We start from the raw sequence: 18,082 nt of genomic DNA, 5'->3' as shown, positions 1-18,082 counted from the left end.
CGGCGTGGAAAAGCAGCAGAAGATTCTTAGGCCGGCTCGTAGGGCAGCAACCGAGCAGAAGATTTTCGCGTCGGTGCTCAGCATCGCCCGCGATCGCGGATTGCACTCTGTAACGATCGACGAGGTTGTGGCGGATTGTGGCGTCGCAAAGACGACGATCTACCGCCGCTACGCTGACCGCCGCGAGATGATCACCGCGGCGCTGGACTCAATCGCGCTCCAGATCCCGATCTACCTCCCCACCACGCGCGCTGAGTTCGTAAAATACATGATTGACCTGCAGCGCTACCTCGACGAGACGCTGGGTGTGCGGCTGATCGGCTCCATCATTGCCAGCGCCGAGCCCTTCGTGTCGCAGTGGCGTCTGCGCCTTGAAACCGAAATCCTCGAGCGGATGGTGGAGGGGATCCGCAAGGGGATGGACGAGGGCCTGTACAACCCGAACATCAACCCGTACGCCTTCGTGGGCATGCTGCTCGGTGGCATTGTTATGCGCCAGGCGTTCAGTGAGGCCTCCGCCGAGCGGCACGCCGAAAACACCGCGACGGTCCTGTGGCCACAGCTAGCTGTGGACCCGGACCGCCGAAACGATTAGAGCTGCAGAGAGCCGTTGGCCAGGCCGACCACGGCTGCGATAGCGCCCGCGATCACGATCGCCACCACAACCCACTCGAAGCTGTTGAAGAGGCGCTCCTTGTTCGCGATGCGCGTCCACACGTACGGGATGATGCCCGGGACCACGGCGAGCGCGCCGAAGAGCACGTAGACCGGGTCGGCGGCGTAGATCAGCCACATCGAGTACACGAAACCGACCGCGCCGACGATGAGGTGGCGCTGGTTGTCGCTGCGGCTGACCTCAGGACCGGAGTCGTCGAAACGCACGCCCGCGTTCGGGTGGTTAAGCCCCTTGCCGCGCACCGCGAGCAGGATGAGGTACAGCGAGGAGAAGATATACGGCAGCAGGTACATGATGGTCGCCAGCTGCACCATCGCGTTATAGGACGTCTCGTTGGCGAAGAAGATGATCACGAACAGCTGGATCACCACAGTGGAGATCAGCTGCGCGCGGAACGGGGAGCCCGCCTTGTTGGCCACGCCGAGCGACTGCGGTAGCAGGCCGTCGTTCGCCATGAGCACGATCGGCTCGGCGCACAGCATCTGCCAGGACACGTACGCGCCCAGCACCGACAGGCACAGGCCGATAGAGATGAACACGCCGCCCCACGGGCCGACGACCGCCTCAAGCACGGCACCCATCGAGTTCTCCGGCAGCGCCGCCAGCTCCTCCTGAGTGAGCACGCCGTAGGACAGCGTGGACACTAAGACCAGCAGCAACAGCACCGACAGGAAGCCGATGATGGTCGCGCGGCCCACGTCCTTGCGGGTCTTCGCCTGCTTCGAGTACACGGAGGCGCCCTCGATACCGATGAACACCCACACCGTGTAGAGCATGATGCCCTGCAGCTGCTGCGAGAACGGGATCGTCGAGCCCTCTCCCCAGAAGTCCAAGGTGAACTTGTCCCAGGAGAAGCCGAGGAAGGCGACCAGGACGATGAAGCAGAGGATCGGCACCAGCTTGGCCACCGTGGTGACCACGTTCATCACGGCAGCCTGCTTCACGCCGCGGGTCAGCATGATGAAGATGCCCCACGTCATCACGGATACCGCCGCGGCCAACACCCACCGGTTATTCAGCGGGGCGAAGTAGTAGGCCACCGTGGAGAAGAACAGGGTGGCGTAGCCCACCTGCGCCATCACGGAACCCAACCAGTAGCCCAGGCCAGAGGTGAACCCGATGAAGTCGCCGAGGCCAGCGCGCACGTAGGAGTATACGCCCGAGTCCAGGTGCGGTTTGCGCCGCGCCAGGATCTGGAACACGAACGCGATGGAGAGCATGCCCACTCCGGCGATAACCCAGCCGATGAGCATTGCGCCGGGGCTCGCCACGGAGCCAATATTTTGCGGCAAGGCGAAGATGCCGGAGCCAATGGTGGAGCCAATAATGAGCGACACCAGGGTCCACATGGTCACCGTGTGTGATTGGGCATTAGTCATGGAGAATAAGTTACCTTATGATGAGAGCCGTGAAGCGTCGAAGGAGGTCGGTCATGCGTGGCCGGATTACAGCAGCTGCGTGTGCAGTCATGCTTGCCTGCACCTCCCCACACGCCGTGGCGGTAGAAACTGCGCACGGACAGGCGATCGTGCAGGGCAATTACCCCGTTACAACCGTAACTATCGGTAGTACGGAAACACTACCCCCACCGCTGCCGAGGGGCCAAGCCTGGTACAGCGGCACGAGTATCCCCAGCTGGGCGCACCTTTCTGAAGCCGATGGCTCCATCGAGCTGACGCCATCTGTTGGCGTCGATCCTGGTGATTACCAGTGGCCAGTCGTTGCCCACTACGGCGACGAATCCACGGAAATCATCCCGGTCCGAGTCGCTGTGGCGAACCCGGGAACGGATGAAGGCGTGGCGCCGGACTTCCTGAAGCCGCTCGGTTTTGAGCAGATCACGCCGAAGTGTTCCAAGACTTCCTTGGCAGTGGGCATTCCGCTGCTGGCACTGATCCCGCTCGGCTTTGCCACCCAAATGGGGCTACCAATCGTTGCGGTGCAGGACAGCATCAACTTGCAGATCACGAACCTGCCACAGCCAGTCAAGATTCACCTCAAACCGCGCCAGTACAACCGCCGCAATGCGGACCTCGGCATCGCGTCGGTGCTGACGGTCGCTGGCCTAGTCGGCGGTGGCATCATTTATTCAGCGTGCGCTTCGTCCGAGCAGTAGGCGTCGCCGTCCACGGGTCCTCCGGCCACGGGTGCTTCGGGTAGCGCCCACGCATCTCCTTACGCACGTCCTGGTAGGGTCCGTTCCAAAAACTGCGCAGGTCGTCAGTGACCGCCAGCTCGCGCCCCGCGGGGGAGAGTAGGTGGAACAGCACCCGCTGCCCGCCAATCACTGGCGAGTCCGCCAGCCCGAACGCCAGCTGCAGTTTCAGCCGCACGACGGGTCGGCCCGTCGAGTAGTCGAGTTTGCCTTGCGCGATGCGCGTCGGCGCCAGCTCGTCGAGCTTTGAGGCCTCCGGCCACGGCAGTTGCCGCATCAGCGCCTGCCGCATGTCCAGCTCTCTTATCGACGCCCCCCTGGCCAACTGCGCCACCTCCAGCGAGTAGTCGCCCTTCGTAACGTCCGGCCACGGCTCGCCGATGGTGGCGTGCAGGAAGTCGAGGCGCTGCTTAAGCGCCAGGGCGGCGCTATCAAGCGCGAAATCTTCGAAGCTGATGTCGCGCAGTGCCTCTTCCACCTCGTGGGGCTCGGGGCGGATCGGGGTGGCGCTCAGTTCGATGGCGCCGATGGCTTTGACCCTGCGTGCGCGCACTTTCCCGTCCACCAGTGATGCGCGCACGTGCTCCTCGACGCGCTCCTGCGGCATCGCAAGCGGTTCCGCCGCGCGGATCACCGCACCCCGCGCAGTGCGCTGCACCTCTGCGGCCGCGATCCACTCCGGGGCGCCGATCGGCACGTCCAGCCGCGCCCTCGTTCCTGAGGCAAGCAGGTACTCGCCCCCGTCGCGCTTGGCCACCCACTGGGGGTACGCCGCCGCGATCACGTCGCCCGGTGGCACCGGCGCTGACTTGTGCACCAGCCTGGCCAGGCGTTTCGCGGGCTGGTCGGCAAGCTTGGCTACAGTGTCCGCCGCGCCCGAACCGAACTTCACCAACGCGGCCCCCAGCCGCGGATCCACCGGCATGCGCACCAGCTTCTCGCCGAGGGCGGTGATGCGGTGCTGATCGTCCAGCGCGCCAATGAGCCGCAGCGTCTCCTGCGCAGCGGCCAAGTGGTGCGCCGGGGGAGGGTCCAGCAGCGGCAAGTCTGGCGACGCCCACGCCGCCAACTGCAGCGCCGCCTGCGTGAGGTCACTCGTCGCAATCTCCGGGGCCACATCCGGCTGAAAGTGCTGGTAGTCCGCCTCCGAGTAGGCCCGCACCACCGTGCCAGGCCCCAGGCGGCCCGCGCGGCCCGCCCGCTGGTCCGCACTGCTTTTCGCGGCAGAGACCGTCACCAAGCCCGTCATCCCGCGGGCATCCCGCCGCGGCACCCGGGCAAGCCCGGCATCCACGACGCGGCGCACACCCGGCACCGTCACCGAGGACTCCGCAACGTTCGTCGACACCACCACCGCAGCATCCCCGTAGAGCGCGGCGTCCTGCTCCGCGGAGGACAAGCGGCCGTGGAGCGGAGTGGCGTCGTCAAGAAAGCTGGCGACGAGCTCCACCTCCCGCACCCCCGGCACGAACACCAGGGTGCGCTCCGGCGCCTCCGCGAGGGTGGCCACATGCCGGTAGAACTCGCGCGAACCCTGCATCCGCCCAGCGTGCGGCGCATAGGCGACCTCGACGGGGTAGGTCGCCGCCTCCGTGGACAGCACCTCGGCGCCCATGTGGTCGGCGAAGCGGCGCGCGTCCAGCGTCGCCGACATCGCGCACAGGTACAGGTCATCGCGCAGCAGGGCAGTCTCCATGCACATGGCCAGCACCAGGTCGGTGTCCAGGCCGCGCTCGTGCACCTCGTCGATGATCACCGCGTTGACGCCCTCCAGGCCCGGGTCCTGCAGCAGGCGGTTCAGCAGCACACCCGGCGTCACGAACTCCACCAGCGAACCGTCCTGGTGTTCACCACGAATGGAGTAGCCCACCCGCTGCCCAAGCCGCGACCCATCCAGGTCCGCCAGCCGCTTCGCCGCCGAACGCACTGCCACACGCCGCGGCGCCGTCACCAGCGTCTTCCCGCAAATATTCGCAACCGCTGGCGGCACCAACGTCGTCTTACCCGTCCCCGGCGGCGCCTCCACCACCAGCGGCCCGGTGCGCGGCAGCTCCCCAATCACCTTCGCGACGGGCAGCCCCTCCCCAATCCGCCCCAGGTCAAACTCCCGCTCAGGCATCCTGCGCAAACTTTCGCTTCACGACGCCCGGCACCCCCGCCACCAAACAGTCATCCGGCACGTCCTTCGTCACCACCGTGCCGGCGGCCACCACGCAACGATCACCCACCGTCACGCCAGGCATCACCATCGCACCCGCCCCGAACCAGCAGTCCTTCCCAATCCGAACCGGCTTCGCGATCTCCCACCCCTCAGCCCGCTTCACCGCATCTTCCACCGGGTGACCCACCGTAATCAGCTGACAGCCTGGCCCGAACATCGACCCGTCCCCGATGGTCACCTCCGCAATATCGAGGATGACGCAGTTGAAGTTCATGAAGCACCCCTTGCCGAAGCGCGTGTTCACCCCGAACTCCACATGCAGCGGCGCGAACAGGCCCGGCACGTGCGCACTGTTGGAAAACACCTGCCGCAACAGCTCCTCCGCCCGCGGCTGATCGGTGTTGCCCAAGGCGTTGACCTGGCCCATCAACTCCCACGTCCGGGCGTGTTGGGCGTCGGCCTCCTCGCCGCCGGGGAGGTACCACTGACCTGATCGCATCTGCTCCATCGAATACATACCAGCCAGGGTACCGGGGTGTGTAGCCCCTACGGCCCCGCCTGCCGCTCGGCTTACCGCCCCCGCCCGTCGAAAAAGTTCCCGCGAGAACCGTGATGCGGGGAACGATCTTCATGGACAGGCGTCGCGAACTGGGGAAACGGCAGCGTCGGTCGACCGGAGTGGGCTCGAAATCCAAAATGGTTCCCGAGCGCGGGAACTTTTTCAAAGAGTATCGGTGCGAGCCGAGAAGGGACAGAGCATTGAGGGGTTTCGGTTGACAGGGGGACATGTCAGGGGGACAATGAGTACAACACAAAACATGGTGTTGTGATGTGTTGTTGTGTTGCAAAATAGAACCATCCTCCAGGGTGTTTGAGGACCTGGAGGGTGGCGAGGGACACACTACATGAGAGCATTCTGAAGGAGCGGCCAAACTGCTTCAGAAGCGCGGGTGAATCCAACGGTTAGCGCAAGTAACCACACCCACGGGATGCGAAGATTGAATTTCCATCTTCGCATCCCTTTCTCTTTAGTTTTTCTGTGTCTCTCAATTTGGAGCATGAAGCAACCCATAGGATTCCTCCTTATCAGGCGCCGCCCCATAGGGTCCTTCCGCAGGTGAGGGACGAAATCCCACGGAGAGGCGCAGGTGAATAAACTCCTGCGGACAGTGAAGTACTCACATGAATGGGTACGCACTGCGGGTGAGAGTATAACCCTGAGATTTGAAAAAGCAGGACGATCACCCAAACGCCCAGGCACGCCGAGCCCGCACGAGCACTACACTGCCAACCATGACAGAGACAACGAAAGTGGCCGTCGTGACGGGTGGCTCCGCCGGGATCGGGGAGGCGTGTGCGCGGGCGCTCGCCGCGGACGGTTGGAAGGTGTACGTGGCGGCGCGCCGGGTGGAGCGCTGCCAGGCCATCGCGGAGGAGATCGGGGGCGTGGCGGTGCGCCTTGATGTGACGGATGAGGCGAGTGTGGCAGAGTTGGCGTCGATAATTGAGGGGCCGGTGGGGCTGCTGGTGAATAATGCGGGCGGTGCCAAGGGCCTCGACCTGCTTCGCGACGCCAACCCCGACGACTGGCAGTGGATGTACGAGACGAACGTGCTCGGCACGATGCGGGTGACGAAGGCCCTGTACCCGCACCTGCTGGAGGCGTCCGGTCTGGTGGTGAACATTGGGTCCGTGGCGGCGACTGACGCGTACAAGGGCGGTAGCGGCTATAACGCGGCGAAGTACGGGCTGCGTGGGATCACGCGGGCGCTGCGTCGGGAGGAGGCGGAGAACAACATCCGCGTCACGGAGATTGACCCTGGCCGGGTGAAGACGGACTTCTCCCTGAACCGTTTCGCGGGCGACGCCGAGCGTGCGGACGCGGTGTACGAGGGCAAGCTGAACTTGACCGCGGAGGACATTGCGGAGGCGGTGCGTTGGGTGGCGAGTTTGCCGCCGCACGTGAACATCGATACCTTGTCGATTATGCCGACTGACCAGGCTGAACGCTAAGTGTCGGGAGCGTGGCTTAGACTGGCTGCATGATTCTAAGCACTACTAATTCCGTCGATGGGGGCACCATCGCTGAGTACATGCGCATTGTGGGCGGCGAGGCGATCGTCGGCATGAATGTGTTCAAGGATTTCGCGGCCGGGATCCGCAACATTGTGGGTGGCCGCGCCGCCGCGTGGGAGGCCGAGGTCGTGCGCGCCCGCGAGGAGGCCCTGAACGAGCTGTGGCATCGCGCCGCGGAGATGGGGGCTGACGCGGTGGTTGGCGTGAAGGTGGACTATGAGTCCATGGGCGCTGACGGCGGCATGATGTTGGTGTCCGCGGTGGGCACTGCGGTCAAGCTTGCTCCGCCGGTGGTGTAATCATGGCGTTTGATGTGGTGATTTCGGGGGAGAGCATTAAGCTCGGTCAGTTTTTGAAGGTGGCCAACCTTGTGGAGTCCGGCGGGCACGCCAAGGAGCTCATCAACGCCGGCGAGGTCAGCGTCAATGGGGAGGTGGTGCGTGCGCGCGGGCACCTGCTTTTCGATGCCGACTCCGTCACCGTCGGCACCCAAACGGCAACCGTGAGCACCGGCGGGGATGACGGCGACTACTTCGATGAGCGCACCGCGAACGACGATTTCGATCCGGAAAAGTGGAGGAACATGTAAATGCCTGCGTTTCAGGGAACACCAGGGATGCCGTACTGGCAGGACTGCTTGACCAAGGACGTGCAGAAGTCAGCGTACTTCTACTCGAAGGTGCTCGGCTGGGAAGTGACGGGCGAGACGTACCGGGTTGCCCGGAAGGACGGGCTGCCGGTGGCGGGGTTTGTGCCGTCGAAGCAGGAGCGGGACCTGTGGGTGACGTACTTCATGGACGCGGACGGCTCGATTGAGTCACGCGTGGAGTCGCTGGGCGGCAAGGTGCTGAGCTCCCAGGAGGTGGACTTCGGCGTGATGACGGTGTGCGCGGACCCGTCCGGTGGCTTGTTCGGCTTGATGCGCCCGGCGGGGGAGGATGCCTTCGTTGCCGCTGGTGAGCCGGGTGTTCCGGTGTGGTACGAGTGCGTGGCGCCGGATGAGGCCACCGTGGACTTCTACGGGGAGCTGTTCGATTGGGAGCTGCGCAAGGAAAGCGGCTACTACATTGCGCTGCAGGAGGGCGCGGCGTTCTTGGGCCTGCGTCTGGACCCGCGACTGCAGCAGCACGGCCTTGCGGCGGTCTGGCACTCCTACTTCGGCGTCAAGGACGTTGATGCGGCGTCCCATGCGGTGCGCATGGGTGGCGGCCAGGTGTTGGCTGGTCCGACGCTCAGCCCGTTCGGCCCGATGCTTGGGGCGAAGGACGCCACCGGCGCCAACGTGTACCTGTGCGAGGTGCCGGAGCCGGTCAGCGAGGACGTCAGCGAAGCAGACTCCATCCTGGACCTCTAGGGCGCGAAACGAAGCGGAAGCACTGTGTTGAAGAAGTGGATTGCTGCGCTGCTGGTGTGCGCGCTGATGCCCGCGCTGCAGGGGTTTCACGTGAACCCCGGCTACACGCGGGAGCGCACTGCGCTGGCGGTGGTGCACCCGGACGGCCGGGTGTCGATCTCCCCGGCGGGCGAGGAGCCACGCGCCGCGCTGTCCCTGGCCAAGCTCTACCTGGGCTACTGGGTGCTCTATAACGGCACGAAGGAGGAGAAGGCGCAGGTTGAGGAGATGGTGCGCGTCTCCAACGACGCGATCGCCGAGGCGCTCGACGCCCGCTACCCGCAGGCCATCGACGAGATTGCCGCCGACTTCGAGCTGGAGCGCACGCAGCGCGTCGGGGCGTGGGGTACCACGTTGACTTCGGCGAGAGACGTAGCCACCTTCATCGCGGCCATCCTGCGGGACCCGGTTGCTGAGCCGCTGTTGGACGGGATGCGCCGGCAGTCGCTGGTGGCCTCTGACGGGTTTGGTCAGCAGTTCGGCACCGCGCGTCTGCGTGGCGTGCAGGGCTCCAAGATGGGCTGGGCCAACGAGGCCACCACAGCGACCGCCTCTGTCTCCTGGGGCACCACGCTGGATGAGACGTGGGCGGTGGCGGCGCTGACGAACGGCAGCGCCTACCACAACACCGTCGACGTACGCCGTGGCATTGTCCAGCGCCACGACGCCACGCCCGCGTCAGCCTTCGGCCACAGCAAGTCCGGCAAGAAACTCCGCGGCATCCAGGACCTTGCGCCGGTGCTGGGCCGGGGTAGCGATCACCCCGGTGGAGACGTACTCTTTCACTTCCGCCCCCTCGACTGAGGGCTGCTCCCACGCGGCGTCGGAGGCGCGTTGCAGCAGCACCTTCGCGTCAGCCGTTGTGAGGGCCCCAGCGGCTTCGGCGGATTCGGCGGGGAAGGTGAGCACGTAGGCGTCCGCGCCCGCAGGCAGCAACCCGCAGGAGGAGCCGGTGCCCCACACCGCGACCACGTCCGCGCCTTCCTGGCGCGCGGCATGCACGGCGGAGGCGACGCCGGCCGGGTCGTCCACGTCGTAGGCGCGGGCACCGGCCTGCTCAGCGCAGGCGGCAACCTCGGGGCGCCAGGAGAACTCGCGGGCATCCGCTGGCCCGTCGTAGCAGGACACCACCCACACGCCACCTTTGGCGGGCGCCTTCGATGAGGTGAACACCTGGCCCAGCGGAGCGTCCTCGACGGAGACGTCCCCGGTCAACGCCACGCCCGGCATCTGGTGGTCCACCGCGGAGCCCAGCATTAGCATCGCGGCGTGCGTAATCCGGTCCGGAAGCAGCGCCAGGTACTGCGAGGAGTCCTCGTAGGACGCCTCGATGTAGGACACCAGCTGCGCGAGCTGCTCGGACTCCGGCAGGGTGCGCTCCACGCCACCGACCTGGAACTCCTCGGAACCTTGCTCGTTGAGCGGGTAGTGCGCGCCCTCCGCGCCGGGCTGTAGCGACGATTCCTCTACCATATTTTGACCCTTTCCTCCGGGGCGATCCACATCGGGGAGCCGGGCTCCACGTCGAAGGCCTCGTAAAACTCGTCAACGTTGGAGGCGATGACGTTGCAGCGGAACTCGTTGGGCGAGTGCGGGTCGATCGCCAGCAGCTGCGCCGCCATCTCCGGTCGCGCCTTCGAGCGCCACACGCGGGCCCACGCCAGGAAGAGCTCCTTCAGGTTCGGCTCGACGTTGTTGTCGGCGCAGTACAGCTGGTACGCCACCACCGCGATACCAAGGCCACCCAGGTCGCCGATGTTCTCGCCGAGCGTGAACTCGCCGTTGACACCTGCGACGTCCTGGCCCTCCAGCACAGAAGGCACCAGACCCTGGAACTGCTCCACCAGCTTCGCGGTGCGTTCCTCGAAGTGGGTGCGGTCCTCATCGGTCCACCAGGAGTTGAGGTTGCCGTGGCCGTCGTAACGCGAGCCTTGGTCGTCGAAACCGTGGCCGATCTCGTGGCCAATCACCGCGCCGATCGCGCCGAAGTTGCGCGCCGGGTCCGCCTCCGGGTCGAAGAACGGCGGCTGCAGGATCGCGGCAGGGAAGGTGATGTCGTTGACCACTGGGTTGTAGAACGCGTTGACGGTCTGCGGGGTGGTCACCCACTCGGAACGGTCCGAGGGCTTGCCGATCTTGCCCAGCTGGTAGTCGTGCTCGAAGGCGGCGCCGCGGCGCACGTTGGCCACTAGCTGCTCGCCGGAAGGGTCAAAGGTCAGGCCCTCGTAGCTGCGCCAGGTTTCCGGGTAGCCGATCTTCGCCTGGAACAGGCGCAGCTTCTCCAGGGCGCGCTCACGCGTCGCCGGCGTCATCCACGGCAGGTCGCTGATGCGCTGCTCGTAGGCCCGCACCAGGTAGTCCACCAGCGCGAGCATCTGCTCCTTCGACTCGGTAGGGAAGTGGCGCGCCACATACTCCTTGCCGATCTCCTCGCCAACCAGCGACTCCACCAGCCCCACGCCGCGCTTCCAGCGGTCACGCTGCTGCGTCGCGCCGGAGAGCACCGTGCCGTAAAACTCGAAGTTTGCGCGCCCGATCTCCTCGGTGAGCACGCTCGCGCGGGAACGCAGCACGGTCCACGCCGCCCACAGTTGCCAGTCGGCGAGGGTTTCGGGGCGAAGCATCGTCGCTAAGTCCTCGGTGAAGGAGGGCATCATGTTGATCACGCGGCCGTCGCGAAGCCCGGCGCCGCGCAGCATCGTCACAATTATCGACGGCAACTCCGCCAACTCCACCGGGTTGTAGGTAGCCATCGCGTCCCGGCTGCGCACCACATCCCAGTGGCTGGCCGCCACCTGGGTCTCCAGGTTCATGATGCGCTGCGCCGCCACCTCAGGCGTAAGCCCCAGCAGGTACGCCGGGTCCAAAAACGCCAGCATGCGGGCCACGTGCTTCTGGTAGGTGGCGCGGGTCTCCGCGTGGGCGTCCTCCCGGTAGTAAGCCTCATCCGGCAGGCCAAGGCCGGACTGCACCAGGTAGGGCACGCTGTCCTCGCCCTGGGAGTCTTTCTCAACCCAGAACGCGAGTGGGGAGCCGACGCCCGTGCGGTCGAGCACGCCCAGGTTATGGGCGAACTCCTCGATGTCTTTCACCGCGATGAGGTCCAAGTCCGGCTGCAGGGGCGCGGTGCCCGCAGCGTTAATGGCGTCGGTGTCCATGAAGGAGGCGAACAGGTCGCTGGTCTCTGAGACGATCGCGTGGACGTCCTCCTCCGCCTTGTCGCGCAGGGCGTAGAAGGAGCCATCGATGCCGCGATCCGCCGGGATCTCGTGGGAGTCAACCCACTCGCCGTTTACGTGATGAAAAAGATCATGCATGCCCACAACTCTAACGTGTGCACCGGACATGCGCGTCGGCGGGACTAGCGGTGGTTGGCGATCCAGTTCGCAGCCTCATGCTGCTGCGCCAGCGTGTAGGACCCGTGTGTGCCAATCGAGTGGATGATACTGCTCGTGCGGCCGTCGTTCGCGCGCGCGATGTCAAGCACCCAGCGGGGCATCCCGCCGCTGCTCAGGTTGACGTCCATCGCAGGGTCGACGATCTCGCGCTGCTCCTCCGACGGGGAACACACGATGTCGCCGGTGTTGCAGATCTCCAGCACGCGCTCGCCCAACTCGCCGTAGCCACCCTCAAGCTCGCCGAGTGATCCCCGCACGTGTGGCGACGTTCCCGCAGACATCACCGCACCGTTCCCGCCCTGGTAGGGGCTGGAAAACAGGGCAGCCGAGGTGACGCGCTCCTTCGCGATAGGGCCACGGTCATGCGCAATGTTATTCAGCATCCGTGACACAATATCCGCGCCGAGGGAGTAGCCGGTGAAACTGAAGCGCGCGTTCGGGCAGGCGTTCGCGATGCCCGCGACGGCCTTCTTCGTCTCCGCGTAGCCACGATTCGACGCCGTCCGGTACTGCGTGGTGGCGAACGGCGCGGCGTCGTACGCGATCCACAACGGCTGAATCTGTCCACCCGTATACAGCTGGGTAAGCACGCCCGTGAGCCACACGTTCCCGCCGTGCGGCAGGTTGCGCGGCAGCCCCGGCATCGTATTGACGCCACCCGGCACCGCAATCAGGTACTCCGACTTGCAGCCCTGTGACTTCAGCAGGCTCGGCAGACGGAACGACGGCGAGATCGGCGCCGGCAGCTGCAGCTGTTGCGCAGATGCAGGTGCCGCCGCACCGACCGCGACAAGGGCGGCGGTAGCGGCGGCAACAAAAACGGAGCGGAGGGATGAGAAAGCGCGCATGGCGCCTCATCTTAGCTGTTAGACCTCCCGAATCTTCATCGGGCCTGGGGTCCACCACCCTGAACGGGTGAACTCTTCGAGCTGGATCTCAGCAAGCGCTGGTACCTCACCGATGGAGTTCGTGCGCAGCTGGTAGCGGGACAGGGAACCCCAGTCGCGCTGCCAGTCGCCCTTCATGTACCCCGGCACCTGGTAGGAGTAGTTCACGGCCTCCGCGGTGGACAGCGCACCGCCGCCCAGGAAGTCCATGAAGCCGGACAGCTGCTGCTTACCCGGTGCGTCAGGCATGATGCGGAACTCCGGGATCTCGGTCACGCCAGCGAAGTGGTTGAACGTGCGCTGGCACGGGTACTGGAAGGCCACCGACCAGTCGAGCAGGCCCGGGGTGTCCGAGTCGAACATCTTGTTCAGCGGCTGCAGCGTCGGGTTGCGCAGCGGGGTGACGGCCATCCAGTCGTCTTCCGCAAGGGAGGCGTCCTCGGCGACGAGGCGCACCACGTTTGCCTCCTCGGGCAGGTCCGCGATGGGGTAGCGCAGGTTGCGCCACTTCGGCGTCGGCCCCTGGTCCAGCATTTCTGCCTCGCCCAGGGTCTTTATTGAGCCGTCGTCGCTGCGCACGCCGTACTCCAGCACCAGCTCGGCACCTTCCTTTTCGACGCCATTAATGTCGTGGTGCGCGATCTTGCCAGCCACGGACGTGACCAGCAGGGGGGCGTCGTCACGCTTCTGTGGCAGTTCGAACCAGGTGGTTTCCAGGTAGGCCGTGCGCGTCGCGCGCTCGTCGTATGTGCCCAGCAGCGGGATGCGGTTGAAGTCCAGGTTGAACGGCAGGCGCACCGTCGACCCGTTGACACCGCGCAGCGTGAACGGGCGGTTGCCCTCGACGCTGCGTGCATCCGAGGAGAGCTCAGGCTCCTCGTTTGCATCGGACTGGACGGTCTCGATGGCGGTGTCGTCGCCCGATTTCGTATCCGTGGTGTCGGCGTTGTCGTCCGCGATCGTGGCAGGCACGCCGTCCGGGTGGAACGCGCGGTTCACGCCGGAGTCCAGCGAGCGGCCCAGCGGCACCCCGTCGACGGGGGTGAGGAAGGAGTCGTTCGTGTCGGTCTCCAGCAAGATCTCGCTGCCGAGGGCGCAGATGTCACCCTTGAACGTCTTCACGTTGCCCATGCCCACCGAGTAGTTCGGGGTCTGCTCCGCAAACGCCTTCACGAAGGTGAGGCAGGAAAACGCCACCATGAGTACCGCGGCGACGGCGATCGGCGCGGCCATCACGCCCGCCCAGCGCGACGCCGCCGCGCGCTCCCGCACAGAATCAGGGCGCGGCCGCAGCCACTGGACGACGCCCACCAGGGCAATCACCAGCGTAATTCCGAGCAAAACAGTGTTCGCCTCAATGCCCTTGACCTGCGGGTTCTTGTCCCACCACGGCACGCCGAAGGAGGACACGTACCACCACGCGTTCCAGCCCGCCAGGCTCAGGGAGACAAGGAAGAGCACCGCTGCGATCGCGAACGAACGGTTGCGCGCCGACTGCAGCGCAAAGTGAGACAGCACCACCGCGCCGAGTGCTGCGACCACACCGCCGATACCCGCATAGATACCGAAGTGGTGCGTCCACTTCGTCGGGGTGAACATCAGGAAGAACGTGGACAGCCCGATGATCAGCATCAGGCGCTGCGTCGGCTTCGCAGGCGTGCCTGGGATCGCGCCGTGGCGTGCCATCGAAAACAGGATGAGGACTACGCAGAAGGCGAAGACCAGCATCGGGAAGCGGCGCGACAGCGAGCCGTCGACAGCTTCCTGGAACAGCGTGCCGTAGCGCACCCACTCCGAGTACCAGGACAGCGCCGGGCCGACCTCGCCGCGCACCTTGGTGGCCTCCAATACGGTCGCCAGGGTCTGGTCCTTGAACACCGGCACCATCACGGCGAAGCCCGCCGCCAGAAACGCCGCTATGTACGCGATGCCCGGGGCAATCGCGCGTCGCTTGTTCATGATGCGGAACACCTCAGGCAGGCAGATCAGGAACACGCCCACCGCCGCCAGACCCGTCGGGCCGCAGGCCAGCGTGAACGCCGCCACCACCGTGCCCAGCGCCGCCGGGGCCAGCCGCTTCGTCGCGATTGTGCGCTCAAACAGCGCCCACGTCAGCGTCAACCCCATCGCGATAATCGGCTCCGGGCGGGTGCCGTTGTTGTACGGCAGCCAGAACGCCAGGAACACAAACGCCGCAGTCCAGTACGCCATCCGGCGGTCAGCAATCACCGCGCCGAAGCGCGGCAGCAGCTCGCGGGAAATCAGCCACCACACCAAAATGGCGGCCAGCAGCGTCGGCAGGCGCATCCACATCGACGCCGTGGTCACCTTCGCCAACAACGCCAACACGTCATAGAACGGGGAACCGAACGGCGCCTCGGGCACGCCGTACCAGCGGTAATAGTTCGCCATGTAGTCCGAGTCGTTCGAGACCCGCGCCATCGTCAGCAAGAAGCCGTCATCCGAGGTGTTCGCGCCGAACACGTGCCAGAACCCCAGCACCGCCAGCACCACCGCGTCCAGCGGCTTGAACGTGCGCCAGCGCCGGTTGAACAGCGGGATACGACGCCCATCCAGCTGATCCAGGCGCCACAGCCCCCACAGGCTCACCGCCATCGCGGCCAGCCCCAGCCACATCGCCAGCGACTTCACCAGGGTCGGGCTGGACGTAAAGCGAGAGTTGATCTCGATGTTGGCGGCGAGCCCGGCGTCGATAAGCTGCGCCGACGACTCCTCCTTCAACTCCGAGTACAACCCACTGAGCTGCGGACGGTAGTCATCCTCGAGGACCTCCTCGAAGCTGGTGCCCGGCACCGAAATTTCCGCCTGCTCATCCGTGATGTGCACCCGCAGCTGCTTATCCGGGCCAAGGCCCGCCAGCTCGCCGGGGCTCAGCTCGAAGAGCACCTTATTAATCGAGCTGACCACCAACCCGCCATCCGGCGCGGACACAAACATGCCACGGTCGGTCGCCTCCTCCGAGGACGCAGGCAGCGTCGACACAATGATGCTCTGGCCCTCACGTAGGTGACGCGTCGCCTCCAGCGGCACCGTCATGTCAATCTCCTGCGGCGCCAGCGAAATCAGCGGGGCATTCACCGACCCCACCGAGCCGCCTTGCGGCCACTGCACTGACGACTGCACCTGCGTCACAGGCAGCAGTGGCGTCAGCAGCAGCAACACGAAGGCGATGAAGCCGGACACGACGGTCGCAGTCACCAGCTGGCGCGGGGCGCGCCGAGGTTGTTGCGCGCCGGGCGTGCTCGCCGCGCTCTGTGGGTTCGCAGGGTTCACGGGATTCACGGATGTCTCAGTTGTCACAGGGGCATACTCTACTTCTCAGGCGTGGCGGCATTGCGAACCACCACGACAAACGGACCAATCTGCTTCGCGTCCCACGTCTCGCGGGGGAACGCCTTCGGGTTAAAGAACAGGCCTTCGTAGCGCACGTTCGGCTCGCTCGGGAAGATGTCGTGGCCGATGTGCGTCTTCCACGCCGCATCCCGGTTCTCGGTGGCGTCCTCGCGCGGGTCATCGCTCATGGTTCCGCGGAAAATGAACGCCTGCGGCGCCGTCCACTTCGCCTCCTGCATCGCTGCGTCGAGCTTCTCGGGGGCGTCGAAGGAGAGCTTCGCCCACTGCGAAAGTGCCTCGTTGCGCAGGTGGAACTCCCCAAGCGGGTTAGCGTAATGGCTGGTGAACGCGTTGAAGCCGTGGTAGGGCTTGAACGCCATGAAGTTGATTTCATCCGTGTACACCACGGTCTCCCCAGGGGTGTAGCCGTGCGACTGGATGAACTCGTCGATCTCGCCGTAGTAGCGGCCCGGGTCCGGCGGGAAGCGGTCGGCGCGCTCGCCGAAGCCGTCCGTATCCGAGTACGCCTGGTCAATGTGCGCCTCGTTGACCGCCGGGATGCGCTGCACGAACGAGAGCGTGCCCGCAGCCACCACGATGATGAGCACCGCGGTGATCACGCGCTGCGTGCGCTCCTTGAAGTGGCCAGGGTAGTAATAATCGACGCCAGCAGTGCGCAAGTCCGCCACCGCGAAGATACCCACGGTGGAAAACAGCAGCATCAGCAGCACCTCGATGCGGAAGCCCAGCAGGGACGTGCCCAGCAGCGACGCAAACATCGAGACGATCACCCAGGTGTAGCAGACCACCACCATCACAGTTAACGACGCCACCTCAGGCACATGCAGGCGACCAACCATGAAGATCAGGCCCAACACCGACAGCACGCCGATGATGGACAGGGAGAAGAACGGCAGCGGGATCACCGTGCCCTGGGCGGGCAGGAAGTGGTTCGCGGTGTGGCGCACGTCGAAACCGCCGAAGGCCGACTCGTACAGGTACGGCGCCCAACCAATCGCCGCGATGCACAGCGCACCCACCCCGGAAGCCAAAAGGTGCACGACGGGGCCGCGCGCGAACTTGCGGCGGAACCACAACAGCACCGCGATCACCACAACGGTCAGCGCGGCGATCGCAGTAAACAGGGTGTAGAACATGGCGGAAACGCCCAGGTAGAGCGCCAGCACCACCGTGGCCTGCCAGGAGCCCGTCAGCGCCTTGTACGCGGTGACAGCGGCCGCGGGGGCGAAGAGGGCGACGATCGCCGCGTAGGGCTCGTCAGGAGTCTCGGTGAGCACGATGCCCGTCGATACGAGCGCGATCAGCGTCGACACCGGCAGGGAGCCGCACAGCTTCCGCCAAATCGGCACCAGCGCGCACGCCGCGGCAGCCAGCGATACCAGCGCCCACGGCTGGTATACCTCCCAGCCTTCCATGCCCAGCAGGTGCGCGAGGCGCCCGCCAAGCCAGAACCACCCAATCGGGTAGAAGGTAGGCAGGTCCAGGTAGTTCATGTCCTGGTTGGTGGCCACCTCGGTCATCCGGCTCAAGAACTGGGTACGGAACCCCTGATCCACCTGGATGCCGTCCAGCCACAGGCGTGTCGACGCCAGCGGGATCCCCAACGCCGTAATCACCAGACCAGCCGGGGCCAGCCCGCAGACAGCCTGGCACAGCACGCGCACCGGGCGCGACAGGCGCTTCCGCACCCACGCCCAGCACGCCAACGCCGCGCACACAATCACAACGAAAGAGCCGCCCGTGGATAGAGCGCGCGTCACCATCGAGGTATTAAACGCAGGCAGCGACGTGGAGTGCAGCACGTACCACACCGCCAACGTCACCACCGCCGCGCTGGCACCGGCCGCAAGCATGCGCAAGACCGCCGACGTCCATGACACAGCGTCAGGCTCGTAGTCGACGGTCTTGAACTCCAGCGTGGGTTGGATGGATGTATCTGTCATGCACTCAGTTTGGCACAT

14 protein-coding genes are annotated in these 18,082 nt (G+C 65.5%); 6 read left to right on the top strand and 8 right to left on the bottom strand.

The genetic code is table 11. The features are described from left to right. The first annotated feature begins 4 nt into the window (after positions 1-4). Positions 5-595 carry a TetR/AcrR family transcriptional regulator gene (locus ACXIUA_RS00420; RefSeq protein ID WP_168156206.1) on the top strand — a complete coding sequence of 197 codons (591 nt, stop codon included), beginning with the start codon at positions 5-7 and terminating at the stop codon, positions 593-595. Here ACXIUA_RS00420 and ACXIUA_RS00415 read toward each other — a convergent pair. Next, positions 592-2,055 (bottom strand): basic amino acid/polyamine antiporter, encoded by a 1,464-nt coding sequence (locus ACXIUA_RS00415; protein WP_256000614.1) that lies wholly within the window; start codon positions 2,053-2,055, stop codon positions 592-594. The genes ACXIUA_RS00420 and ACXIUA_RS00415 overlap by 4 nt on opposite strands. 53 nt (positions 2,056-2,108) lie before the next feature. On the opposite strand from ACXIUA_RS00415, the gene ACXIUA_RS00410 reads away from it, so the two are divergent. Continuing rightward, positions 2,109-2,792 carry a Rib/alpha-like domain-containing protein gene (locus ACXIUA_RS00410; protein ID WP_070363312.1) on the top strand — a complete coding sequence of 228 codons (684 nt, stop codon included), beginning with the start codon at positions 2,109-2,111 and terminating at the stop codon, positions 2,790-2,792. Here the strand turns inward: ACXIUA_RS00410 and ACXIUA_RS00405 are convergent. Next, the gene (locus ACXIUA_RS00405; protein WP_457975883.1) at positions 2,758-4,950 is read right to left on the bottom strand and encodes an ATP-dependent RNA helicase; all 2,193 of its coding nucleotides are present in this window, start codon (positions 4,948-4,950) and stop codon (positions 2,758-2,760) included. The two genes, ACXIUA_RS00410 and ACXIUA_RS00405, sit on opposite strands and share 35 nt — an antisense overlap. Then, positions 4,943-5,509 (bottom strand): sugar O-acetyltransferase, encoded by a 567-nt coding sequence (locus ACXIUA_RS00400; RefSeq protein ID WP_457975881.1) that lies wholly within the window; start codon positions 5,507-5,509, stop codon positions 4,943-4,945. Before ACXIUA_RS00400 ends, ACXIUA_RS00405 begins: the two co-directional genes overlap by 8 nt. Positions 5,510-6,285: 776 nt before the next feature. On the opposite strand from ACXIUA_RS00400, the gene ACXIUA_RS00395 reads away from it, so the two are divergent. From ACXIUA_RS00395 to ACXIUA_RS00380, 4 genes are read left to right on the top strand one after another with little or no spacing between them, the layout of a single operon-like run. Next, positions 6,286-7,005: an SDR family oxidoreductase gene (locus ACXIUA_RS00395; protein WP_256008258.1), complete on the top strand. Its 720-nt coding sequence runs from the start codon at positions 6,286-6,288 to the stop codon at positions 7,003-7,005. Between the two features lie 29 nt (positions 7,006-7,034). Next, positions 7,035-7,367: a heavy metal-binding domain-containing protein gene (locus ACXIUA_RS00390; protein ID WP_071567988.1), complete on the top strand. Its 333-nt coding sequence runs from the start codon at positions 7,035-7,037 to the stop codon at positions 7,365-7,367. Between the two features lie 2 nt (positions 7,368-7,369). Continuing rightward, complete coding sequence (locus ACXIUA_RS00385; protein ID WP_070477226.1) at positions 7,370-7,657, top strand: RNA-binding S4 domain-containing protein; 288 nt, start codon at positions 7,370-7,372, stop codon at positions 7,655-7,657. Next, entirely contained in the window at positions 7,658-8,422 is a 765-nt protein-coding gene (locus ACXIUA_RS00380) for a VOC family protein (protein WP_256000623.1), read from the top strand. A 717-nt stretch (positions 8,423-9,139) separates the two neighbouring features. On the opposite strand, the gene ACXIUA_RS00375 is transcribed toward ACXIUA_RS00380, so the two are convergent. The 5 genes from ACXIUA_RS00375 to ACXIUA_RS00355 are packed head-to-tail and all read right to left on the bottom strand — an operon-like array spanning position 9,140 to position 18,064. Continuing rightward, positions 9,140-9,934: an alpha/beta hydrolase gene (locus ACXIUA_RS00375; protein ID WP_457975878.1), complete on the bottom strand. Its 795-nt coding sequence runs from the start codon at positions 9,932-9,934 to the stop codon at positions 9,140-9,142. Then, positions 9,928-11,778 (bottom strand): M13 family metallopeptidase, encoded by a 1,851-nt coding sequence (locus tag ACXIUA_RS00370; RefSeq protein ID WP_457975877.1) that lies wholly within the window; start codon positions 11,776-11,778, stop codon positions 9,928-9,930. The genes ACXIUA_RS00375 and ACXIUA_RS00370 overlap by 7 nt, the downstream gene beginning before the upstream one ends. A 44-nt stretch (positions 11,779-11,822) precedes the next feature. Further along, positions 11,823-12,707, bottom strand: coding sequence for a cutinase family protein (locus tag ACXIUA_RS00365; protein ID WP_457975876.1), 885 nt, complete (start codon positions 12,705-12,707; stop codon positions 11,823-11,825). A gap of 18 nt (positions 12,708-12,725) precedes the next feature. Further along, positions 12,726-16,067, bottom strand: a complete 3,342-nt coding sequence (locus ACXIUA_RS00360) for an arabinosyltransferase domain-containing protein (RefSeq protein WP_457975875.1) — start codon at positions 16,065-16,067, stop codon at positions 12,726-12,728. An 11-nt stretch (positions 16,068-16,078) separates the two neighbouring features. Continuing rightward, complete coding sequence (locus tag ACXIUA_RS00355; RefSeq protein WP_457975874.1) at positions 16,079-18,064, bottom strand: galactan 5-O-arabinofuranosyltransferase; 1,986 nt, start codon at positions 18,062-18,064, stop codon at positions 16,079-16,081. Positions 18,065-18,082: the final 18 nt, after the last annotated feature.

The organism is Corynebacterium sp. UMB8791 (genome assembly GCF_054166365.1).
This window is presented reverse-complemented; position numbering and strand designations above follow the sequence as displayed.

Excerpts from the sequence above, each read along its gene's own strand:
- ACXIUA_RS00375 (WP_457975878.1), bottom strand. The coding sequence starts at position 9,934 with ATGGTAGAGGAATCGTCGCTACAGCCCGGCGCGGAGGGCGCGCACTAC.
- ACXIUA_RS00380 (WP_256000623.1), top strand. The coding sequence starts at position 7,658 with ATGCCTGCGTTTCAGGGAACACCAGGGATGCCGTACTGGCAGGACTGC.
- ACXIUA_RS00400 (WP_457975881.1), bottom strand. The coding sequence starts at position 5,509 with ATGTATTCGATGGAGCAGATGCGATCAGGTCAGTGGTACCTCCCCGGC.
- ACXIUA_RS00395 (WP_256008258.1), top strand. The coding sequence starts at position 6,286 with ATGACAGAGACAACGAAAGTGGCCGTCGTGACGGGTGGCTCCGCCGGG.
- ACXIUA_RS00385 (WP_070477226.1), top strand. The coding sequence starts at position 7,370 with ATGGCGTTTGATGTGGTGATTTCGGGGGAGAGCATTAAGCTCGGTCAG.
- ACXIUA_RS00390 (WP_071567988.1), top strand. The coding sequence starts at position 7,035 with ATGATTCTAAGCACTACTAATTCCGTCGATGGGGGCACCATCGCTGAG.
- ACXIUA_RS00365 (WP_457975876.1), bottom strand. The coding sequence starts at position 12,707 with ATGCGCGCTTTCTCATCCCTCCGCTCCGTTTTTGTTGCCGCCGCTACC.
- ACXIUA_RS00355 (WP_457975874.1), bottom strand. The coding sequence starts at position 18,064 with ATGACAGATACATCCATCCAACCCACGCTGGAGTTCAAGACCGTCGAC.
- ACXIUA_RS00405 (WP_457975883.1), bottom strand. The coding sequence starts at position 4,950 with ATGCCTGAGCGGGAGTTTGACCTGGGGCGGATTGGGGAGGGGCTGCCC.
- ACXIUA_RS00410 (WP_070363312.1), top strand. The coding sequence starts at position 2,109 with ATGCGTGGCCGGATTACAGCAGCTGCGTGTGCAGTCATGCTTGCCTGC.
- ACXIUA_RS00415 (WP_256000614.1), bottom strand. The coding sequence starts at position 2,055 with ATGACTAATGCCCAATCACACACGGTGACCATGTGGACCCTGGTGTCG.
- ACXIUA_RS00370 (WP_457975877.1), bottom strand. The coding sequence starts at position 11,778 with ATGCATGATCTTTTTCATCACGTAAACGGCGAGTGGGTTGACTCCCAC.